Source organism: Thermosipho sp. (in: thermotogales) (genome assembly GCF_020054775.1).
Lineage (GTDB): Bacteria > Thermotogota > Thermotogae > Thermotogales > Fervidobacteriaceae > Thermosipho > Thermosipho africanus.
In genome coordinates, this window is the sequence record NZ_JAIHAP010000002.1 from 66,217 (window position 1) to 82,862 (window position 16,646).

Below are 16,646 nucleotides of genomic sequence, written 5' to 3' on the forward strand. Positions count from 1 at the left end.
AATTATTCACCAATAACCTTCACAACTACTCTTTTTCTTCTCTGTCCATCATATTCGGCGTAAAAGATCTGCTCCCAAGGCCCAAGATCAAGTTTCCCGTTTGTAACAGGTAGCACCACTTGATGGTGTGTCAAAATCCTTTTTAAATGTGCATCTCCATTGTCTTCGCCAGTCCAATGATGGTTATAATCTCCAACTGGTGCAAGTTTTTCAAGCCACTCCCATATATCTTTGTGTAAACCCGATTCATCATCATTTACAATTATACCAGCAGTTATATGCATTGCCGATACAAGACAAAGTCCCTCTTTTATACCGCTTTTTTTTACAATCTCCTCAATAGTATCTGTAATCCTTATGAGTTCTTTCCTTTTTTTAGTATTAAACCAGAGATATTCAGTGTAACTCTTCATTTAAGTCCCCACCTTTCCATTGATATTTCTAAAATTTTCAAAATTAAATCATCATATTCATATCCTGCAGCTTTCGCCATTTTTGTTATGTCTGAATATACTGGAACAAGCTGAGGAGCTGAATTAACTTCCAAGAAGTATATCTCATCATCCCTAATTCTAACATCCATTCTTGCATAATCTCTAAGATTTAATACTCTAAAAAGTTTTTTAGCATAAAATTCAAGTTTTTCTTTTACATTATTTGAAATTCTTGCAGGGCATATATAATTAGTCATCTCACCATAATTATGCTTTACATTGTATGAATAAAATCTTTCAAGTCCTTCTGGCAGCGTCGAAAAATCTATCTCCAAAATTGGCAAAACTTCTAAACTATCTCCATTTCCTATTATACCAACACTTAACTCTGTACCATCAATAAATTCTTCTACAAGTGCTGGTTGTTTAAACTCTTCATGTATATACTTTACCATTTTTTGTAGAGCTTTTAAATTATCAACTACGCTATCTTTTGAAATACCACGTGCACTTCCTTCACGTGGTGGCTTTACTATAAAGGTGCCATTATCTATTTTTTCTGGAATTTGTCCTAGATCATATACATAAAATCTTGGTGTTGGAATGTTATAATGTTGCATAATTATCTTAGTAGTTATTTTATCAAGGCACAATGAATGTGAATATGCATTTGAAGAAGTGTATGGAATATTTAACAAATCTAGGAGAGCAGGAACATGAACTTGTATTGTTTCCTTTCCACCCTTATTTGAAAGGTTATACACAAAATCAAAACCTTTTATTTTATTGATAAAATTCTCATCAAATTGTACTACTTCACAATCATATTTTTTAGACACTGCATTTTTTACCGCCTCAACCATTCTTTTTTCTTCATCATTGATATTCTTATCACAAACAATTGCTATCTTCACATTCCCGCCTCCTTTCTTATAATTTCCAACCTCTTCTCTTCAGTAAGTATTTTACCATTTTCATCCACAGCATAACATGCACCATCTATAATTTGCGTTTCAAACCTTCCTTTTGCAACAGACATACCTTTTAATCCTGGAGCATCTAAAATCCCTAGCTTTACTGCATTATATATTACTTCAGGTTCTATCAAAGGATCATCAAATCCTTTTCCAATTTGCTTAATTGCATCAATTATCATCATAGCTTCATTCTTTAACACTTCCACTCTATTTCTAATCGATTTGTCTTCCAGAAAATCGGGAAGGCCATTCATCGCATTCCTCATTGCCTGTTTTACCATTTTTACACTTTCTATGATTTCTTTACTAGTAGCACGCCTTATTGCTTCTGAATAAGAAACCACATGAATTATGTCAGGCTTTAAATACATTCCATAAAACATGGTACTTACAAGCTGCCCCATTGCAGAATGTTCATCAGCAGGGAATGATAAAAGTCCAGTTCTTATCATAGTATACGAAGTAAAGGTTTCGTCCTCCAAAGTTTCAATCAATTGCTTTTTTGCAATCTGCTTTGCAAGATCAAATTTTGGTGAAAGACCTGGTGGTGTACTCAACATGTATTGCGCAACATAATGTCTTACTCCTAACTTTTTAGCATTGTATGCTGCAAGATAAAACGTTGCAACTTCTATTGCATCATGTGCATACCTCAATGACCATTGGTGAGCTTCATTTATTTCTACTGGAACATTATTTTCAGCATTCCATTTTATTGCTTCTTGATTTTCCTTTATTGCTTCAAGCAATGGTCTATCAGATCTTCTATCAAGATCGGAATACCATGTTAAAGGTATAGCTGCCCATGCGTTATTAATCGTTTCTTTAAGTAATTTGGAAAATTCAACCAAATTTCTTGTTCCAGAATAACATCTCATTAGTGGATAATTGCCTGTTCTTGAAGCATTATAGAGTCTAATAAAATCTTCTTTCGTCCTAATTGGTGCCCCACCTGCACCGTCTTGTTTTCTATCCATCTTTTCAGGTTCAAAAAAATACTGCTGACAATTTTGGTCAGGTGCAAGTGAAATAATATCAAGTAGGCCAGATTCAGCAAGAATTCTTATATGCTTTTCCGTTTCCTCTAGACTTGCAAGCCCTATATGATGCCTAATAAGAGGATAAGGCCTTTTGTAAATTATTCTCTCAGGTAAAAACTGTGGAGGTATTTCTTTTTTTTCCTTATCCTTTTTTGCGTTCCTGAGCCATAAAATAACTTCGTCAATGTCTTGTGAACCATCAAAAATTTTAGAAATAAACTCAAATTTTCTTGCAACAGCTGCCGTTTCAACTGTTCCACCAAATATGTAAACCTTATCAAGTAAATTCTTTTCTTTTATCATTTTATAAAACTCATTTAAAAGCTTTTCAAGTGCTTTGGGATCAAGTCTGTATGAAATAGCAACTATATCTGGATCACTCTCTACAATTGCACCAACAAATTTTTCTAAAGGAACTGCCCCACCAAGGTAAATTGATTTATAGCCCTCTTTTTCTGCAAGCTTTAAAAAATTCAAGACACCAGCAACATGTACACAGCTACCTATCGAACCACCTAAAATCTTCTTCACCATTTCACACCCCCTTGTATATCAGATTCTTTATCTCATCAAGGCTTAATTTACTAATTCCTAAACGTTCCAAGGTCCTACCTTCTCTATAAAAATCACGCCCCATCATTATTGAAGACAGGTAAATAATAGAATCTATCGCGGGAGTATTTATACCTAATTTTTTTGCCATTTCAGATATTGGAACAAGGCTCATAGGCACATCTTCAAATATATATCTATTTTGAAGACTCGGCGGTGCGATAATTCCTTGGTAGCCAGCATTGTTATGTATAGCTTCATACAAGTTGTTACCTAAAACATCGTATGCATAATTTAACCAATCTTTTGCCGTCATTGGCTCAATTCCAAGTGTTCTTGCAACAGAACATCTTTCTGCATCTATCTTTTCTAGAACTCTTGCAACTGAAGGAGTAATACCTTCAAGATAAAATTCAAACTTTCCAAACGTGCTTTCAACACGTCCGGAGTTAAGAATAAGAGTTGCTGGATGAAAAACCGCACCAATGTTATTAAAACTAGTATAAATTATAGAATCCACTACCTGAAACTCGGGGACTATATCTTCAATAACCTTTTTCAATTTTTCATTTTTTGTCGATGGAATTGCAGAAATTGGAACAGCATTTTTAACCCTAAATATGTGAGAAACTCCAGGATTGGAAGTTCTAGAGGCAAAAAGAAAGGTCTGAGTCTCTGCTATTATAACATCCTTATCTACCCGATTCTTTCTAAATATGTTATAAAACTCAAGTGCACCAAACGTTCTACCTGGATTTAAAATAAAAATTTGACCATCTTTTACGTATTTTGAAACTTTTTCCGCAATATCTGCATGTGCAAAAGCTGGAACAACGATCATTACTAATTCTGCATCTTTTAAGGCTTCTTCCAAGTTATTTGTAACATTCTTTATTTTTACGCTACCAGTAATTTCTCCTTCCAATTTAATAACTCTAGATTTTATAAAGGATGAAATTCTTTTTAAGCTTCTGTTATATAAAGTAACAGCAAATCCCCTCATAGCTAAAAAACCAGCAAGAGCAAGTCCTCCGTTTCCTGCTCCAATAACTGTAATGTTCATTTTTATCCCCCCTAAATATAAATTTGTTTTAACAATTAATACATCAATTCGGGATCTACAGCTGTTTTTGGAAAACCTTTTTTCAGGAATGATTCTATATTTTCAAATAGTTCATCTATTCTTCCTTGCTGACCCTCTATTGTAAACCCTCCAACGTGTGGAGAAAGAACTACATTTTTGAACTTATGGATTGGAAAATTAAAAGGTAAGATAACTTGTTCATCTTTTGAAGGATACTTATACCAGACATCCGATGCAAAACCTCTTAATATGTTCTCATTAAGCGCCTTAAAAAGTGAGTATTCATCTATCAATTCTCCTCTTCCAACATTTATTAAAAACTTTCCTCTCATTTTTTCAAACATCTTTTCATCGATAATTTTGTAAGTCTTTTCAGTTAAAGGTAGTGCAAGATATATTACCTGTGCATCTGATATTGCTTCTTCTATTGAAGTTACAATCCTATCAAATCCTGCTATTTGTTCTTTGCTTCTTTTAAAACCTGTTATATGACAATCAAAACCTTTTAAAAGCTTTGCAAGATGTCTTCCAATAACCCCAGTCCCAAGTATCGCTACATTTTTTCTTTGAAGTGAGTACCAATAATCTTCTTCCTTAAATCCTACGGCAAAGCCATGCCATATTCCCTTTTCAAGGTCGTTGTGAAATTCTACTATTCTTCCAAGAAGAGCAAGGGATAAAGATAGCGCACGTTCAGCTACCATCTTTCCGTTACCGTGCGAATTTGAAACAATTATATTCCTTTCTTTTATCTTTTTCCATGGAAGTTTATCTGCACCAGTCCAAGGAATAAAAATAGCTTTTAATTTTTTTGCTTTATCTACTTGTTCTTCAGTCAAATATCCAGTAACTATTATTTCCACATCTTCTAAGACGTAATCTATATCTTTTGGAGTATACCATTCAATCTCATTAAACTCTTCCATCTTTTTTCTAAAATAATCAGTTATCTTTGTTAAAACAAGAGCCTTCATCACATTATCACCCCTTGAGTATAAATCCTATATCATTTAAATTTGTTCCAGTTGGCCCCGTTATTAAGAGATCTCCAGAAAGTTTTAAGGCATTATAGGTATCGTTATTTAAAAGAAATTCATTTGGATCATTCGAAAATTTTCTCACCTTTGAGATAGTTTTTCCATCAACAATTGCCCCTGCAGCATCCGTTGGACCATCTGTTCCATCTGTTCCAACACTTGCAATAACCACATCTTTCATATTTTCTATTTCAAGTGCTGCTGAATAACAGAGTTCTTGATTTCTTCCACCTTTTCCGCTTCCTTTTACCTTTACAACAGTTTCTCCACCAAAAATAATACAATATGGTGTTTTTAATTTACTACTTTTTGCTATACTTGCAATAAATTTTCCAGCTTCTTTTGCCTCACAATCAAGTCTTGTAGTTAAAACAAGTGTGTTTAAATTATACTTTCTTGCATGTTTTTCTAGAATATCACATGCTATATCAATACTCCCTATTATGTAATGCTCTACATCAATCTGCTTGTTGATTTTTACATCTTTTTTTAAAACATTAATTATATTTTCATTAAAATCTAAATTGTACTTTTTAATTATTTTGTAAGCATCTTCAAAGGTACTACATGCTTCATATGTTGGACCTGATGCAATGTACCTTAAATCATTTTCAAGTACATCTGATAAAACCAATGTAATTACCTTTGATTTAACAAAATTTAAAAACCTTCCACCTTTTACTTTTGAAAGTCTTGAGCGAATAGTATTAATCTCCTTAATATTTGCACCACTTTTTAAGAGCTGCGTCGTTACATTTTTTAAATCTTCCAATGAAAGTCCATCTTGCAATAGCTCAAAAGTAGATGAACCTCCTCCAGATATTAAAAACAATAGGATATCATCTCTTGATAATTTTGAAAATTTTTCAACGGCAAATTTTGTAGCAGAAAGTGAGTTTTCGTCTGGGATAGGGTGCCCTGCTTCAAATATATCAAAATTTTCAATATTTCCAAAATTATATCCATATTTTGTTATAACTATTCCATATTCTATATCCAATACATCACTTGCAGCCTTTGCCATCTTCCATGCTGCTTTTCCAATTGAAAGAACATATACTTTCTTATCAACCCTTAGTTCTTTTAACTTTTCTTTTACTAGCTTTTCAGGTTGGATATCTTCTAAAGTATCAAAAAGTAGCTTTTTTGCTAAAGTTTTAAGTTCCATATAAATCATCTACCATGCTTACATTCCTTAATGAATTTCTCTTTTTTCCAATTTGATAAAGCCTTTTTACTAGTTTAACCTTTTCAGGGTCTTCATCATCCAAACTTTTGTTATTTAGTAGCTTATCTAATATCCTATCAAGAGTAGAATAATCAAGCCCAAATATTTCTTCATCGCTAAGTCCTGGAATTAAATCTGGTGAAGCTGGTTTCATAATTATTTTTTCAGGGACATTCAATTCTTTTGCAAGCTCGTATACCTGAGTTTTATAAAGATGCAAAATTGGCTCAATATCTGTTGAATCATCTCCCCACTTTACATACAACCCTGTTAAAAATTCTGTTTTATTAGTAGTTCCAACAACAGCGTAATTTCTTCTCTCAGCCTCTTTGTATAGATAAACCATTCTCACCCTATGTTTTGCCCTATAGTAGCTTATACCTTTTAAAAACTCTTCATCATCGATTCCTTCTATATCAAACTCAAAAGGATCGCCTTTTTCTTTATACTTTTGCCATCTTCTCTTTGCAAAATTTTCCTTTACCTTCCATGGCACAAAAAATGCTGGTGGGTAATATTTATAAATGCCAAGTGCTCGAAGAATCTTTGTAATATTCTTTATTTCATATTCAACTCCAAAGTATTTACAAACAAAAACAGCATCTTTAACTGAATCTTTAGGACTATCTCTTTCAGGCAAAATAAAGCACTTTATCTTATCCCTATCAAATGCTTTTACAAGAAGTGCTAAAACTACTGCTGAATCAAGTCCTCCACTAACTCCAAGAACTACTCCTCTAAAATTATATTGTGCAACTGTCTCTCTTAAAAAATTAACAATCTTTTCACTCTTCTTCGTCAACATCCTTTCCCCTCAATTTCGCAATTTCCTTTAATAACTTTTTCTCAGAGCGAGATACTCTTTTTGGAATCTCTACTTTGATCTTTAAAATTAAATCTCCCCTTCTTCCCGTTCTCATATCTGGTACGCCTTCTCCGTATACATAAATGTTTTCTCCATCTTGAACTCCAGATGGTATCTTAACTTCTTTAACTCTACCATCTGGCATCTTAATTTTTACTTTGGTTCCAAGTATCGCTTCAACATAATCTATTTTTATCTCCTTTATTAAATCATTTCCACGTCTTTCAAAATCAATATGTCCTGTAATTCTTACATTTACATATAAATCGCCATATCCACCACCGTTATACCCTGCATTACCTTTACCTTGAACTCTAATAACGGTTCCGTTGTCAACTCCAGCTGGAATTTTTACTTCCACTCTATGTCTTTTTCTTATTCTTCCACTGCCACCACATACATGACATGTCTCTCCAGGGATCTTTCCTGTGCCACCACATTGATTACATGTGTATTGATTTACAATAACTCCAAGAAACGTTCTTCTTTCTTCTCTAACTACCCCTGTTCCATGACATTTCGGACAGCTTACCCATCCACTTCCTGGCTCTACCCCTTCACCATTACAATGACTACATACCTCATACCTATCGTATTCAATTGGGATAGTTGTTCCTGTAAATACCTGCTCAAAAGGCACATCAACGGTTATATTTATATCTTCTCCGCGTTTTGCTCTTCTTTGTTTTTGTCTTGAAGATGTTCTTTGATCACCAAAGAATATGTTAAATATATCGTTATTAATAAAATCACCAAAGTCTTTGAATATATCTTCAAAACCACCAAAACCACCAAAGCCACCAAAACCGCCTCCACTACCAGCGTTTGGTGGAACATCACCTACATATCCGAACCTATCGTACATTGCTCTTTTTTCAGGATCAGAAAGAACCTCGTATGCTTCTTGTATTTCTTTAAATTTTTCTTCCGCTTCTTTTCTATTTTGATGATTTCTATCTGGATGCCATTTTTTTATTAATTGTTTATATGCCTGCCTTATTTCTTCTTGAGACGCATTTCTTGAAACACCAAGAATCTCATAATAGTCTTTTTTGGCCATATATTTCACCTCCTAGGCTTAATCGAGACCTTTACCTTCACAGGTTTTAGAACTCGTCCATTAAATTTGTAACCATCTTCCACAATTTCAACAATTGAATATTCTTCATTTTCTTCATCCTCAACTCTTTCTACAGCCTCATGCTCAAACGGGTCGAATTTATCTCCAACTTTAATTTCCTGCAAACCAAGTCCTTCTAGTATTTTAAATAAGTTTTTGTATATAATTTCCATTCCCTTGAAAAATTGTGTTTTTTTAGTCTCATCATCAACATTTTTAAATGCTCTTTTAAAATCATCAATTATAGGAACTAATTTTTCTACAATTCTACCAATTGTTGAAATAGAAATTTGTTCCTTTTCCCTTGCAACATCTTTTTTATAATTCTCAAATTGAGATTTTAAAATTCTAGCGTAATTTTCAAATTCTTTTAACTGATTTTCAAGTTCCTCAATCTTTTTTGATTGTTCATCAATTATTTTTTCTAAATCTTTTTCCTTTCCTTTTTCTTTCTTTTCTTTATTAGCATCCTCTTTAACATTTTCAACTTTTTCATTTTCAATCATTTTTTCTTTTTTCATTTCCTTTTTTTCCATATCTTCCACCTCCATTATTCAACATTTCTTGCAACAACAGTAAAGTATTCAGTTAATCTATTCACTACATATTCCACACTATCGAATACTCTGTTGTAATCACTAAATTTATCAAAAATAACAGCTATTTTTCCAACTTCTCTGTTAAATACAAAGTACGGCATTATCAAAATTGAATACTGCTCAAAATTTTTAATATTATGCTCTTTTCCAATGAATATGCCTTCTCCAAGTTCAAAAATCTTAGAATAATATTCTTCATTTGTTGAAAATCTAACAATCTCTTTTAATTTGTCTTCATCGAATCTTTTTGCATTAACAAGATTAAAAACACCTTCTGTAATATATTCTTCATACTTTTCAGAAGCTATCTTTTCTGAAAGTTCAATAAATTCTTTCAGCCTTCCTCCAACCCATGAAAATCTTTCAACAACCTCTCTCAGTTTAGCCCTAAATTCACTAAGCAAAATTCCATCAAGACTTTTGTTTAAAAATTCTTCTATTTCTTGAATATTGTAAATTTCTGAATGCTGAATTGGAAGAACTGATGTAAGTCCAAGTTCGGTAATTATATTAACAATGGAAAAGTTTTTAGTAACTGGTGTTAAAACAACTCTTCTAATTCTTAAATACATAGGATTAGGTTTTTCAATTATAACAAAAGCTTTAACGGTGGTTGCAAGTAGCTTTGCGGCACCTTGAATAATCTTATCCAAGTCACCTATTGGAAAATCTATACTAACGTCTATAGAACTTCCTGATTTCTTTGTTTCTTTTCTAAGTTTTAATATTTCATTTACGTAAAATCTTAAACCTTTATCTGTCGGGACTCTTCCCGCAGAAGTATGTGGCTGAAATACGTATCCAAGATAATCTAATTTTCTCATGTCATTCCTTACAGTTGCACCACTCCACTCAAGATTTGTAGATTCTAAAATTTTCTGAGAACTTACTGGGGTTCCAGATTTCACATATTCTCTTACAAGACAATATAATATCTGCTCTTGCCTTGTAGACAATTCTTTCATTTTCTCACCCCACTTATCAGCTATCTTATCACTCTTTATCCTTGTCTGATAATAGTATATCATAAAACGATTTTACAGTCAAATAAAATAAAGGCTCCAATATGGAGCCTTTATTTTAAAAAATATTACCTTTATTTAATTTACCGCTTTATCTTTTGTCTCTACTCCCAATACAAGAGTCATAACCGCTGCAAATATAGCAAACAAAGAAACAAATGAAAGAGCTGCTACTATAGATTTGTCAACGAAATAACCGGTAAAGTACGGCGCAATAATTCCTGCTATTCTTGCAGTTGCACCTGCAACACCATTTGCAGTTCCCCTAAATGAAGTTGGAAATAGCTCAGGAGTATATGCGTACACAAGTCCCCAAACTCCCAAAGTGAAGAATGAAAGGATCAATACTATAAACAGAAAGCTCAAATTGCCAGTTGCAAGTAGCAATAGGAAAGAAGATAAACCCATACCTATGAAATATGTTGCAAGAGTTTTTTTACGTCCCCACTTTTCGATCAAATAAGCAACTGAAAGATAACCTGGAAGTTGTGCGAGATATACAAAGAATGTATACCATTTTGCCTTTGTAATAGTTATCCCTAAACTTGCAATAAATATCTTTGGTGCCCATGAAAATAATGCATAATATACAAAACTAACCACAAACCAAGATATAATAACTAAAATCGTTTGTTTTATATGTTCTTTTCTAAAAAGTCCACTGAAAGTTACCTTTACTTTTTCTATCTCTTCAATATTTTCAGGTACTTTGTTAAAAATCTTTTTTAAACCTTCAACCCCTCTTTTTTCAAATATATATTTTGGAGTATCTTTTTTTCTAAAAAACGGAATTAAAGAAATAATTCCAATTGAAAAAATATAAAAATCCCATCTCCAGCCTAATTTTTCGCCCAAAGTAACGGCAAAAAGAGCTATTAAAATACTACCAACAGCCCAACTTGCCTCTAATATCACTAAATATCTTCCCCTAAGCCTAATAGATGTATACTCTGACAAATAAGTATTAACTGAAGGCAGCAAACCTCCATATCCAAAGCCAGAAAGCAGTCTAAAAACATATGCACTACCAAAAGATTTTGAAAAACCAAATAAAACAGTAAATATTACAGTAACAAACAAATAAAATATTACGCCAGTTTTTCTTCCAAAATAGTCAAGTATAATTCCAGAAAATAATGCACCTAATAACATACCAATAAAAACTGAGCTAATTAAACTACTTGCTTGTACTGTTGTTAAATTCCACTCAGAAATAAGATCAGGAACGACAAATGGCATTACCATTACACCTGCCGATCCGATTATCCAAAGAATCGAAGTTAAAATCAACAAATTTTTTTGTTCTTTCTTTGAGACAATTAAATCAACCACTTGATCTATCTTCATTTTTCCACCCCCAATAAATATTTACTTATTGCATCCAAAACATCATTCATTATTTTTTTGTTGGGTGCTTCAATAGTATGTATATGAACTCCTCCAGACAATTTTAATAGAGGAGTTGCATTAGAACTCTCCATCAGTGCCATAAATTTTGAAATATCATCCATAGTTTCTATATCAAGCCTTCCTTTTATTTCACCATATAGAGGATGCTCGACAATAACATCTATTACCTTCCCACCAGCTTTAACAATTTTTAACAGCTCATCATATATTTCATCTTCACTATGTTTTACGGCAATCATCTTTCTTACAACATCTCTCTTTTTTTCTAAAATGTATCCTTCTCTGGTTGAATAAATCTTATATCCTTTTGTCTTTAACACAGATATATCTTGAACGATAACTTGTCTACTTACTTTTAAAACTTCTGCCAAATCTCTTCCTTTAACTGGCTTATTTGAATTTTCTAAAATACTTAATATTTTTTTTAATCTTTCTTTCATATTATCACCTCAATACAAGTTTACACAAATTTACAGCAGATGTCAATTGATTTGTATAAAGCATACATAAATATCAAAACTTTTAAAAAACAACTAATTATTTTTTTACATGTCAAGAGTGCATCTACTTCCATTTTTTTAACCGATACGCCAAAAATAATATATAAATCTTGCTTTTATAATGTTTTCCCTTTATTTTCTTTTGACTTTCATAAACTATATTTTATTTTTTATCCGCTGCCAATTCTTGATCATAAAAGCAATTTTTTACCCAATTTCAAACTATCTTGGCTGGACTACTAAATAACATTAGAAAAATTATATTAATAAAATAACAATTTATTATTAACAATTAAAAATCACAAAAATATTTTAAGATAAAACGTCATGTTAACACTTTTGTAACCAATTTTGAAAAAAACTCTTTTTTACTAGTTTCCTGTTTTTATATTTGTAACTTTTATGTTAACAAATTAAAATTAGACAAATTTTTAGGAGATGTTTCCGAAGATAAAATTAAATGAAAGCTTATAAATACTACATTTAACTTACTGTTTACTTCCGCTCAAAGGTTTTGTTACTTTTTCTTGTTATATTTATTTATGAGGATAGTATAGGGTTTAGAATCTACCTATGAGGAATGAAAACCTAACCTTTTTCTCTCGACCCTTTCTGATTAGTTTCATTTGTAGTTTAGAATCTACCTATGAGGAATGAAAACCTCAATATCCAGATCACTGTCGTAATAGTCAAAAATTAGTTTAGAATCTACCTATGAGGAATGAAAACGGGTCTGCTTGGTCTAAAAGTGCAAACCACAACTTTGTTGCATGTTTAGAATCTACCTATGAGGAATGAAAACTGATCTCGTTCGCAATATCACAATATACTTTTTGCGAAGTTTAGAATCTACCTATGAGGAATGAAAACTATATTACCATTTTTTATACATTCATAGGTTAAGTTAAGTTTAGAATCTACCTATGAGGAATGAAAACGGATTAAACGTGACAGAGACTCTCATCCAGCCCGGTTTAGAATCTACCTATGAGGAATGAAAACGCAGTTAAAGCACCTGGATTTGGTGACAGAAGAAAAGCTAGTTTAGAATCTACCTATGAGGAATGAAAACTTTTGGTGTTAGACAGTCTGATGTTTTTTTCAAAAGCCATAATTTTGTTTAGAATCTACCTATGAGGAATGAAAACAAAAATTACCGCTTGCATAAATATCACCCTCCTATTGTTCAGTTTAGAATCTACCTATGAGGAATGAAAACTTAAAATTGCAAGGTACAACATCATCTATTTTGATAACACGTTTAGAATCTACCTATGAGGAATGAAAACCATTCATTATCAGAATCTGAGTTGTAATCCTTTATAAATCGTTTAGAATCTACCTATGAGGAATGAAAACATTTAAAAACTTCATATAGTCGATTTTGTGGTTATATAAATTCAGTTTAGAATCTACCTATGAGGAATGAAAACTAAAATTCCTACCATTGAACCGATAGCGAAACCGATTAAAAACGGTTTAGAATCTACCTATGAGGAATGAAAACCTGTTCAAAAGTCCCCCAAAGTTCGTCACCGTCTAAAAAAAAGTTTAGAATCTACCTATGAGGAATGAAAACTATATTTTTTGTTGCATAAAACCATGGTGTTGGAAAAAGTTTAGAATCTACCTATGAGGAATGAAAACTCCCACTATCGGGCCTTACTCAGGGATGGAGCTATTCACGTTTAGAATCTACCTATGAGGAATGAAAACCTGACTTTCTTATTATTATTTCGCCAACAGTAAGTGCAATAAGTTTAGAATCTACCTATGAGGAATGAAAACTATTTTTCTTGATTACTGAACTCGCGTAAAACGAAATAATCGTTTAGAATCTACCTATGAGGAATGAAAACCATTACGTTAGGAGGTGTTGTATGCCCGCGGATATTATAGTTTAGAATCTACCTATGAGGAATGAAAACACAAATTCATATGTATCCATAATTACACCTTCACTTAGTTTAGAATCTACCTATGAGGAATGAAAACATGTTTCCGGCACTGGCTCTATGAGTCAACTAGGAAACGTTTAGAATCTACCTATGAGGAATGAAAACGGACTAGTTACTGCTCCTTGTGGCAAACGTCCTTTATATGGTTTAGAATCTACCTATGAGGAATGAAAACGATTCTAAAACATAGTCGCTTTTTGTTGAACCAAAGAAATCGTGTTTAGAATCTACCTATGAGGAATGAAAACGTACGAAACTGTCTCCAATTTGCAACGGGGATAATTGTTGTTTAGAATCTACCTATGAGGAATGAAATTGCATAATGATGTTTACCATAATAATCTTCATCAACATAAGCGTTTAGACTCTATCGTTGAGGTTATTATAGATAAAACATTTATTTTCTTCACTTTATGAAATTTTATAGCTTAATATTATCTAAACAAACAAAAAAAGGAGGGATAACCTCCTTTTATTTTGTTACTTATTATTTATAACTTATAAATTAAATTTAGTTTTTAATTTATCGATTCCTGCAGAAAATCTAATGCTGCTTTTACAAAATATTATTTTTTAAATATTCTCCTAGTTTATTACTGCTCCCTCGTTTTATTTTTTCTTTTAAAAACAGCCCTAGAAATTTGCCTTTTCACTTTCTACTTATACTACTTATATCTGACAACCTTTTTTTACTTTCCTACAACATTCTATGTTTTACTTTATACCATATTGAAAAACGAAGATTTCAATATTGAAAACAATAAATCACTTTTTAAATCTACCATAACCCATAGAAGTTTTTGCACCTATTCCATATATAGTTAGAAATTCTTCAAAATATTCTGATATTTTTTTATTTTTATTATCATCATTTTTTTCTGATACTATAACATATCTAAATACATATGTTCCTTCAAATACACTAATAAAATTAATTGGAACAGGTTGATAAACATCGTTTGGCACATTTTCGCTCAAATAGTACTCCTTAAAATGTGGATTTAAAATATCAATTCCTAATTTGTATTTTTCTGGGACAGCATCGAAAAAGAAAATTTCAGAAGAATTCTCATTATTTCCAAAAAAAATAAGATCGTTTTCATCAATTTCATCTAAAAATGCTTTAAATGACCCTTTAATAGATTGTCCTGGAATAACAGGCAAGCCATAATTTCTATTTAAATAAATTCCAACTTCGTAAGCTGAAGGAATACCTGAACCAATTAACAAGGGAGAACTCAACTCAAAACTTTTTTCATATATTTGATACCCTGAAGTTTGAAGCTGCTTTAAAGCTTTCGAAAATACATCATTTAAAATTTTTGAATTTTCATAAATATATCTATTATTATTGAAAAATACTTTAAGTATATTTTTTAAATCTTTTAATTTATCCTCATTTTTCTTTTTAGATAAATTTTTATGTAAATTATAATAAACATACTTATCATAAAACAAACTAAATGATTTAATATTTTTATTACCCAAATCTTCTTTATAACCCACCTTCATATTATCACTCCCACAAATTAATCAATATCAATGTAGATATCAACATATCTCCTATGCCATTTTATAAATTCTATAAATTGTTCCGAAAATTGTTTATAAGCTTTTTTGAAAGATTCACTTTCTAAAAATTCTAATACTTCTTGTTTAATATCTTTAATATCTTTATTGTTTACTACATAACTATCCTTAAAATATTCTTTTAAAAATTTTTGAATATCTTTTAGTACATAATAGTAATTATTTTTATCTTTTGTTTTAGAAATAATAAAAACTATTGAAGCGTATAACCCATTCTGCAAAACTAACGCACCTAAACTTTTCACTAAACTTTTATAACTTTTTTTTAATTCATTATTACTTTCCATTTCCTTTAAATTTTCTTTTATTTTATTTTGAGAAAAGTTCTTTATTTCAATTTTATTTCTCATTTTTATCTTCCCCCTTAAAAGGTAAAAATGAAATATAAACGATCCCCTTCCCTATTGAAGCATTACCACCTATATTTAAAAATTTTGAATTTAATTCATCAATTTTTTTTAATAAATAATCTGCGTCATTAACTAGTAATTTTGAAATAAAAAACAACACAGAATCTTGTGGAATATATTCCTCATACCATAATGCTCCTTTATCAACTGTTCGTTTTTGAGGGTTAATTCTTATTCTTGCAATAACTTCTGTACTATTAGTAACAAAATATGAAAAATCTTCATCACTTAAAATAACTAAATTACTAGAAAATCTCTCAAAAAGTCTTTCATCAGGAAAAATATTTCTTAAATGATTTACAAAACTCATTAAATCTTCAGAATACTCAATGTCTTGCTCAAATTCTTCCAAGCAAATTTTAGAATCATTGATTGTTGACAATGCTTTATAATCCTCTTTATAACTTATATTTATTTTCTCAATTAGTTTTTTAAATTCTTCTAGTCCAACAACGTCAAATGCTATTTTTAATCTAGATAAAATTAACGGACAAGTTATCCATACAATTCCTCTATCGATACTTCTAACGGGATAAAAAGCTAATTTCCCCTCTGAAAAACTTACCTTACCAGCTTCGGATGCTTCGTTGTCTTGAAATTCCGTTCCAAAAATTTGTGTAATGTCATTATAATTTATATTTATTAACCTGCTTATCTCATTTCTAATTGCCCCCTTAACACCATTTATTACAGGAAATCTTGTATGAATCTCTCTTTGAATTGGTTGATCAACTATTCCAACATCAAAACCTTTCCCAGCATGTATCTGTGTAACAGCATAAAAAAATCCTATTCTTCCTACTTCATGATTCATAATATT

Annotated in this window: 15 protein-coding genes and 1 CRISPR repeat array; all 15 genes read right to left on the reverse strand. The window is 31.3% G+C overall.

Translation table 11 applies throughout. The features are described 5' to 3' along the window. Positions 1-2: 2 nt before the first annotated feature. On the reverse strand, positions 3-413 hold the full coding sequence (locus JG780_RS01050; RefSeq protein WP_004103900.1) for a secondary thiamine-phosphate synthase enzyme YjbQ: 411 nt from the start codon (positions 411-413) through the stop codon (positions 3-5). Further along, on the reverse strand, positions 410-1,348 hold the full coding sequence (locus JG780_RS01055) for a D-alanine--D-alanine ligase family protein (protein ID WP_287568953.1): 939 nt from the start codon (positions 1,346-1,348) through the stop codon (positions 410-412). The genes JG780_RS01050 and JG780_RS01055 overlap by 4 nt, the downstream gene beginning before the upstream one ends. Continuing rightward, positions 1,345-2,985 carry a cobalamin-dependent protein gene (locus JG780_RS01060; protein WP_287568954.1) on the reverse strand — a complete coding sequence of 547 codons (1,641 nt, stop codon included), beginning with the start codon at positions 2,983-2,985 and terminating at the stop codon, positions 1,345-1,347. The genes JG780_RS01055 and JG780_RS01060 overlap by 4 nt, the downstream gene beginning before the upstream one ends. Position 2,986: 1 nt before the next feature. Further along, complete coding sequence (locus tag JG780_RS01065) at positions 2,987-4,066, reverse strand: NAD/NADP octopine/nopaline dehydrogenase family protein (protein WP_287568955.1); 1,080 nt, start codon at positions 4,064-4,066, stop codon at positions 2,987-2,989. Between the two features lie 35 nt (positions 4,067-4,101). Next, complete coding sequence (locus JG780_RS01070; protein ID WP_114702429.1) at positions 4,102-5,061, reverse strand: 2-hydroxyacid dehydrogenase; 960 nt, start codon at positions 5,059-5,061, stop codon at positions 4,102-4,104. Positions 5,062-5,068: 7 nt separating this feature from the next. Then, entirely contained in the window at positions 5,069-6,292 is a 1,224-nt protein-coding gene (locus tag JG780_RS01075; protein ID WP_463274137.1) for a glycerate kinase type-2 family protein, read from the reverse strand. Next, on the reverse strand, positions 6,282-7,157 hold the full coding sequence (gene nadE, locus JG780_RS01080) for an NAD(+) synthase (RefSeq protein WP_287568957.1): 876 nt from the start codon (positions 7,155-7,157) through the stop codon (positions 6,282-6,284). The genes JG780_RS01075 and nadE overlap by 11 nt, the downstream gene beginning before the upstream one ends. Further along, positions 7,138-8,277, reverse strand: coding sequence for a molecular chaperone DnaJ (gene dnaJ, locus JG780_RS01085; protein WP_004103911.1), 1,140 nt, complete (start codon positions 8,275-8,277; stop codon positions 7,138-7,140). The genes nadE and dnaJ overlap by 20 nt, the downstream gene beginning before the upstream one ends. Positions 8,278-8,282: 5 nt before the next feature. Beyond that, on the reverse strand, positions 8,283-8,873 hold the full coding sequence (locus JG780_RS01090) for a nucleotide exchange factor GrpE (protein ID WP_287568958.1): 591 nt from the start codon (positions 8,871-8,873) through the stop codon (positions 8,283-8,285). Positions 8,874-8,887: 14 nt separating this feature from the next. After that, positions 8,888-9,901 carry a heat-inducible transcriptional repressor HrcA gene (gene hrcA, locus JG780_RS01095; protein ID WP_287568959.1) on the reverse strand — a complete coding sequence of 338 codons (1,014 nt, stop codon included), beginning with the start codon at positions 9,899-9,901 and terminating at the stop codon, positions 8,888-8,890. A 135-nt stretch (positions 9,902-10,036) separates the two neighbouring features. Next, positions 10,037-11,305 (reverse strand): MFS transporter, encoded by a 1,269-nt coding sequence (locus tag JG780_RS01100; RefSeq protein ID WP_287568960.1) that lies wholly within the window; start codon positions 11,303-11,305, stop codon positions 10,037-10,039. Next, positions 11,302-11,808, reverse strand: a complete 507-nt coding sequence (locus JG780_RS01105; protein WP_012579487.1) for a transcription repressor NadR — start codon at positions 11,806-11,808, stop codon at positions 11,302-11,304. Before JG780_RS01105 ends, JG780_RS01100 begins: the two co-directional genes overlap by 4 nt. 618 nt (positions 11,809-12,426) lie before the next feature. After that, positions 12,427-14,143: direct repeats of the CRISPR family, unit length 30 nt; unit sequence GTTTAGAATCTACCTATGAGGAATGAAAAC. A 448-nt stretch (positions 14,144-14,591) separates the two neighbouring features. Continuing rightward, positions 14,592-15,338 carry a type III-B CRISPR module RAMP protein Cmr6 gene (gene cmr6 / locus JG780_RS01110; protein WP_287568961.1) on the reverse strand — a complete coding sequence of 249 codons (747 nt, stop codon included), beginning with the start codon at positions 15,336-15,338 and terminating at the stop codon, positions 14,592-14,594. 17 nt (positions 15,339-15,355) lie between these two features. Beyond that, positions 15,356-15,766, reverse strand: coding sequence for a type III-B CRISPR module-associated protein Cmr5 (cmr5, locus tag JG780_RS01115; RefSeq protein WP_114702300.1), 411 nt, complete (start codon positions 15,764-15,766; stop codon positions 15,356-15,358). Next, positions 15,756-16,640 (reverse strand): type III-B CRISPR module RAMP protein Cmr4, encoded by an 885-nt coding sequence (gene cmr4 / locus JG780_RS01120; protein ID WP_114702299.1) that lies wholly within the window; start codon positions 16,638-16,640, stop codon positions 15,756-15,758. The genes cmr5 and cmr4 overlap by 11 nt, the downstream gene beginning before the upstream one ends. Between the last annotated feature and the right edge of the window lie 6 nt (positions 16,641-16,646).

Excerpts from the sequence above, each read along its gene's own strand:
- JG780_RS01050 (WP_004103900.1), bottom strand. The coding sequence starts at position 413 with ATGAAGAGTTACACTGAATATCTCTGGTTTAATACTAAAAAAAGGAAA.
- JG780_RS01060 (WP_287568954.1), bottom strand. The coding sequence starts at position 2,985 with ATGGTGAAGAAGATTTTAGGTGGTTCGATAGGTAGCTGTGTACATGTT.
- JG780_RS01065 (WP_287568955.1), bottom strand. The coding sequence starts at position 4,066 with ATGAACATTACAGTTATTGGAGCAGGAAACGGAGGACTTGCTCTTGCT.
- JG780_RS01070 (WP_114702429.1), bottom strand. The coding sequence starts at position 5,061 with ATGAAGGCTCTTGTTTTAACAAAGATAACTGATTATTTTAGAAAAAAG.
- JG780_RS01075 (WP_463274137.1), bottom strand. The coding sequence starts at position 6,292 with ATGGAACTTAAAACTTTAGCAAAAAAGCTACTTTTTGATACTTTAGAA.
- nadE (WP_287568957.1), bottom strand. The coding sequence starts at position 7,157 with ATGTTGACGAAGAAGAGTGAAAAGATTGTTAATTTTTTAAGAGAGACA.
- dnaJ (WP_004103911.1), bottom strand. The coding sequence starts at position 8,277 with ATGGCCAAAAAAGACTATTATGAGATTCTTGGTGTTTCAAGAAATGCG.
- JG780_RS01090 (WP_287568958.1), bottom strand. The coding sequence starts at position 8,873 with ATGGAAAAAAAGGAAATGAAAAAAGAAAAAATGATTGAAAATGAAAAA.
- hrcA (WP_287568959.1), bottom strand. The coding sequence starts at position 9,901 with ATGAAAGAATTGTCTACAAGGCAAGAGCAGATATTATATTGTCTTGTA.
- JG780_RS01100 (WP_287568960.1), bottom strand. The coding sequence starts at position 11,305 with ATGAAGATAGATCAAGTGGTTGATTTAATTGTCTCAAAGAAAGAACAA.
- JG780_RS01105 (WP_012579487.1), bottom strand. The coding sequence starts at position 11,808 with ATGAAAGAAAGATTAAAAAAAATATTAAGTATTTTAGAAAATTCAAAT.
- cmr6 (WP_287568961.1), bottom strand. The coding sequence starts at position 15,338 with ATGAAGGTGGGTTATAAAGAAGATTTGGGTAATAAAAATATTAAATCA.
- cmr5 (WP_114702300.1), bottom strand. The coding sequence starts at position 15,766 with ATGAGAAATAAAATTGAAATAAAGAACTTTTCTCAAAATAAAATAAAA.
- cmr4 (WP_114702299.1), bottom strand. The coding sequence starts at position 16,640 with ATGAATCATGAAGTAGGAAGAATAGGATTTTTTTATGCTGTTACACAG.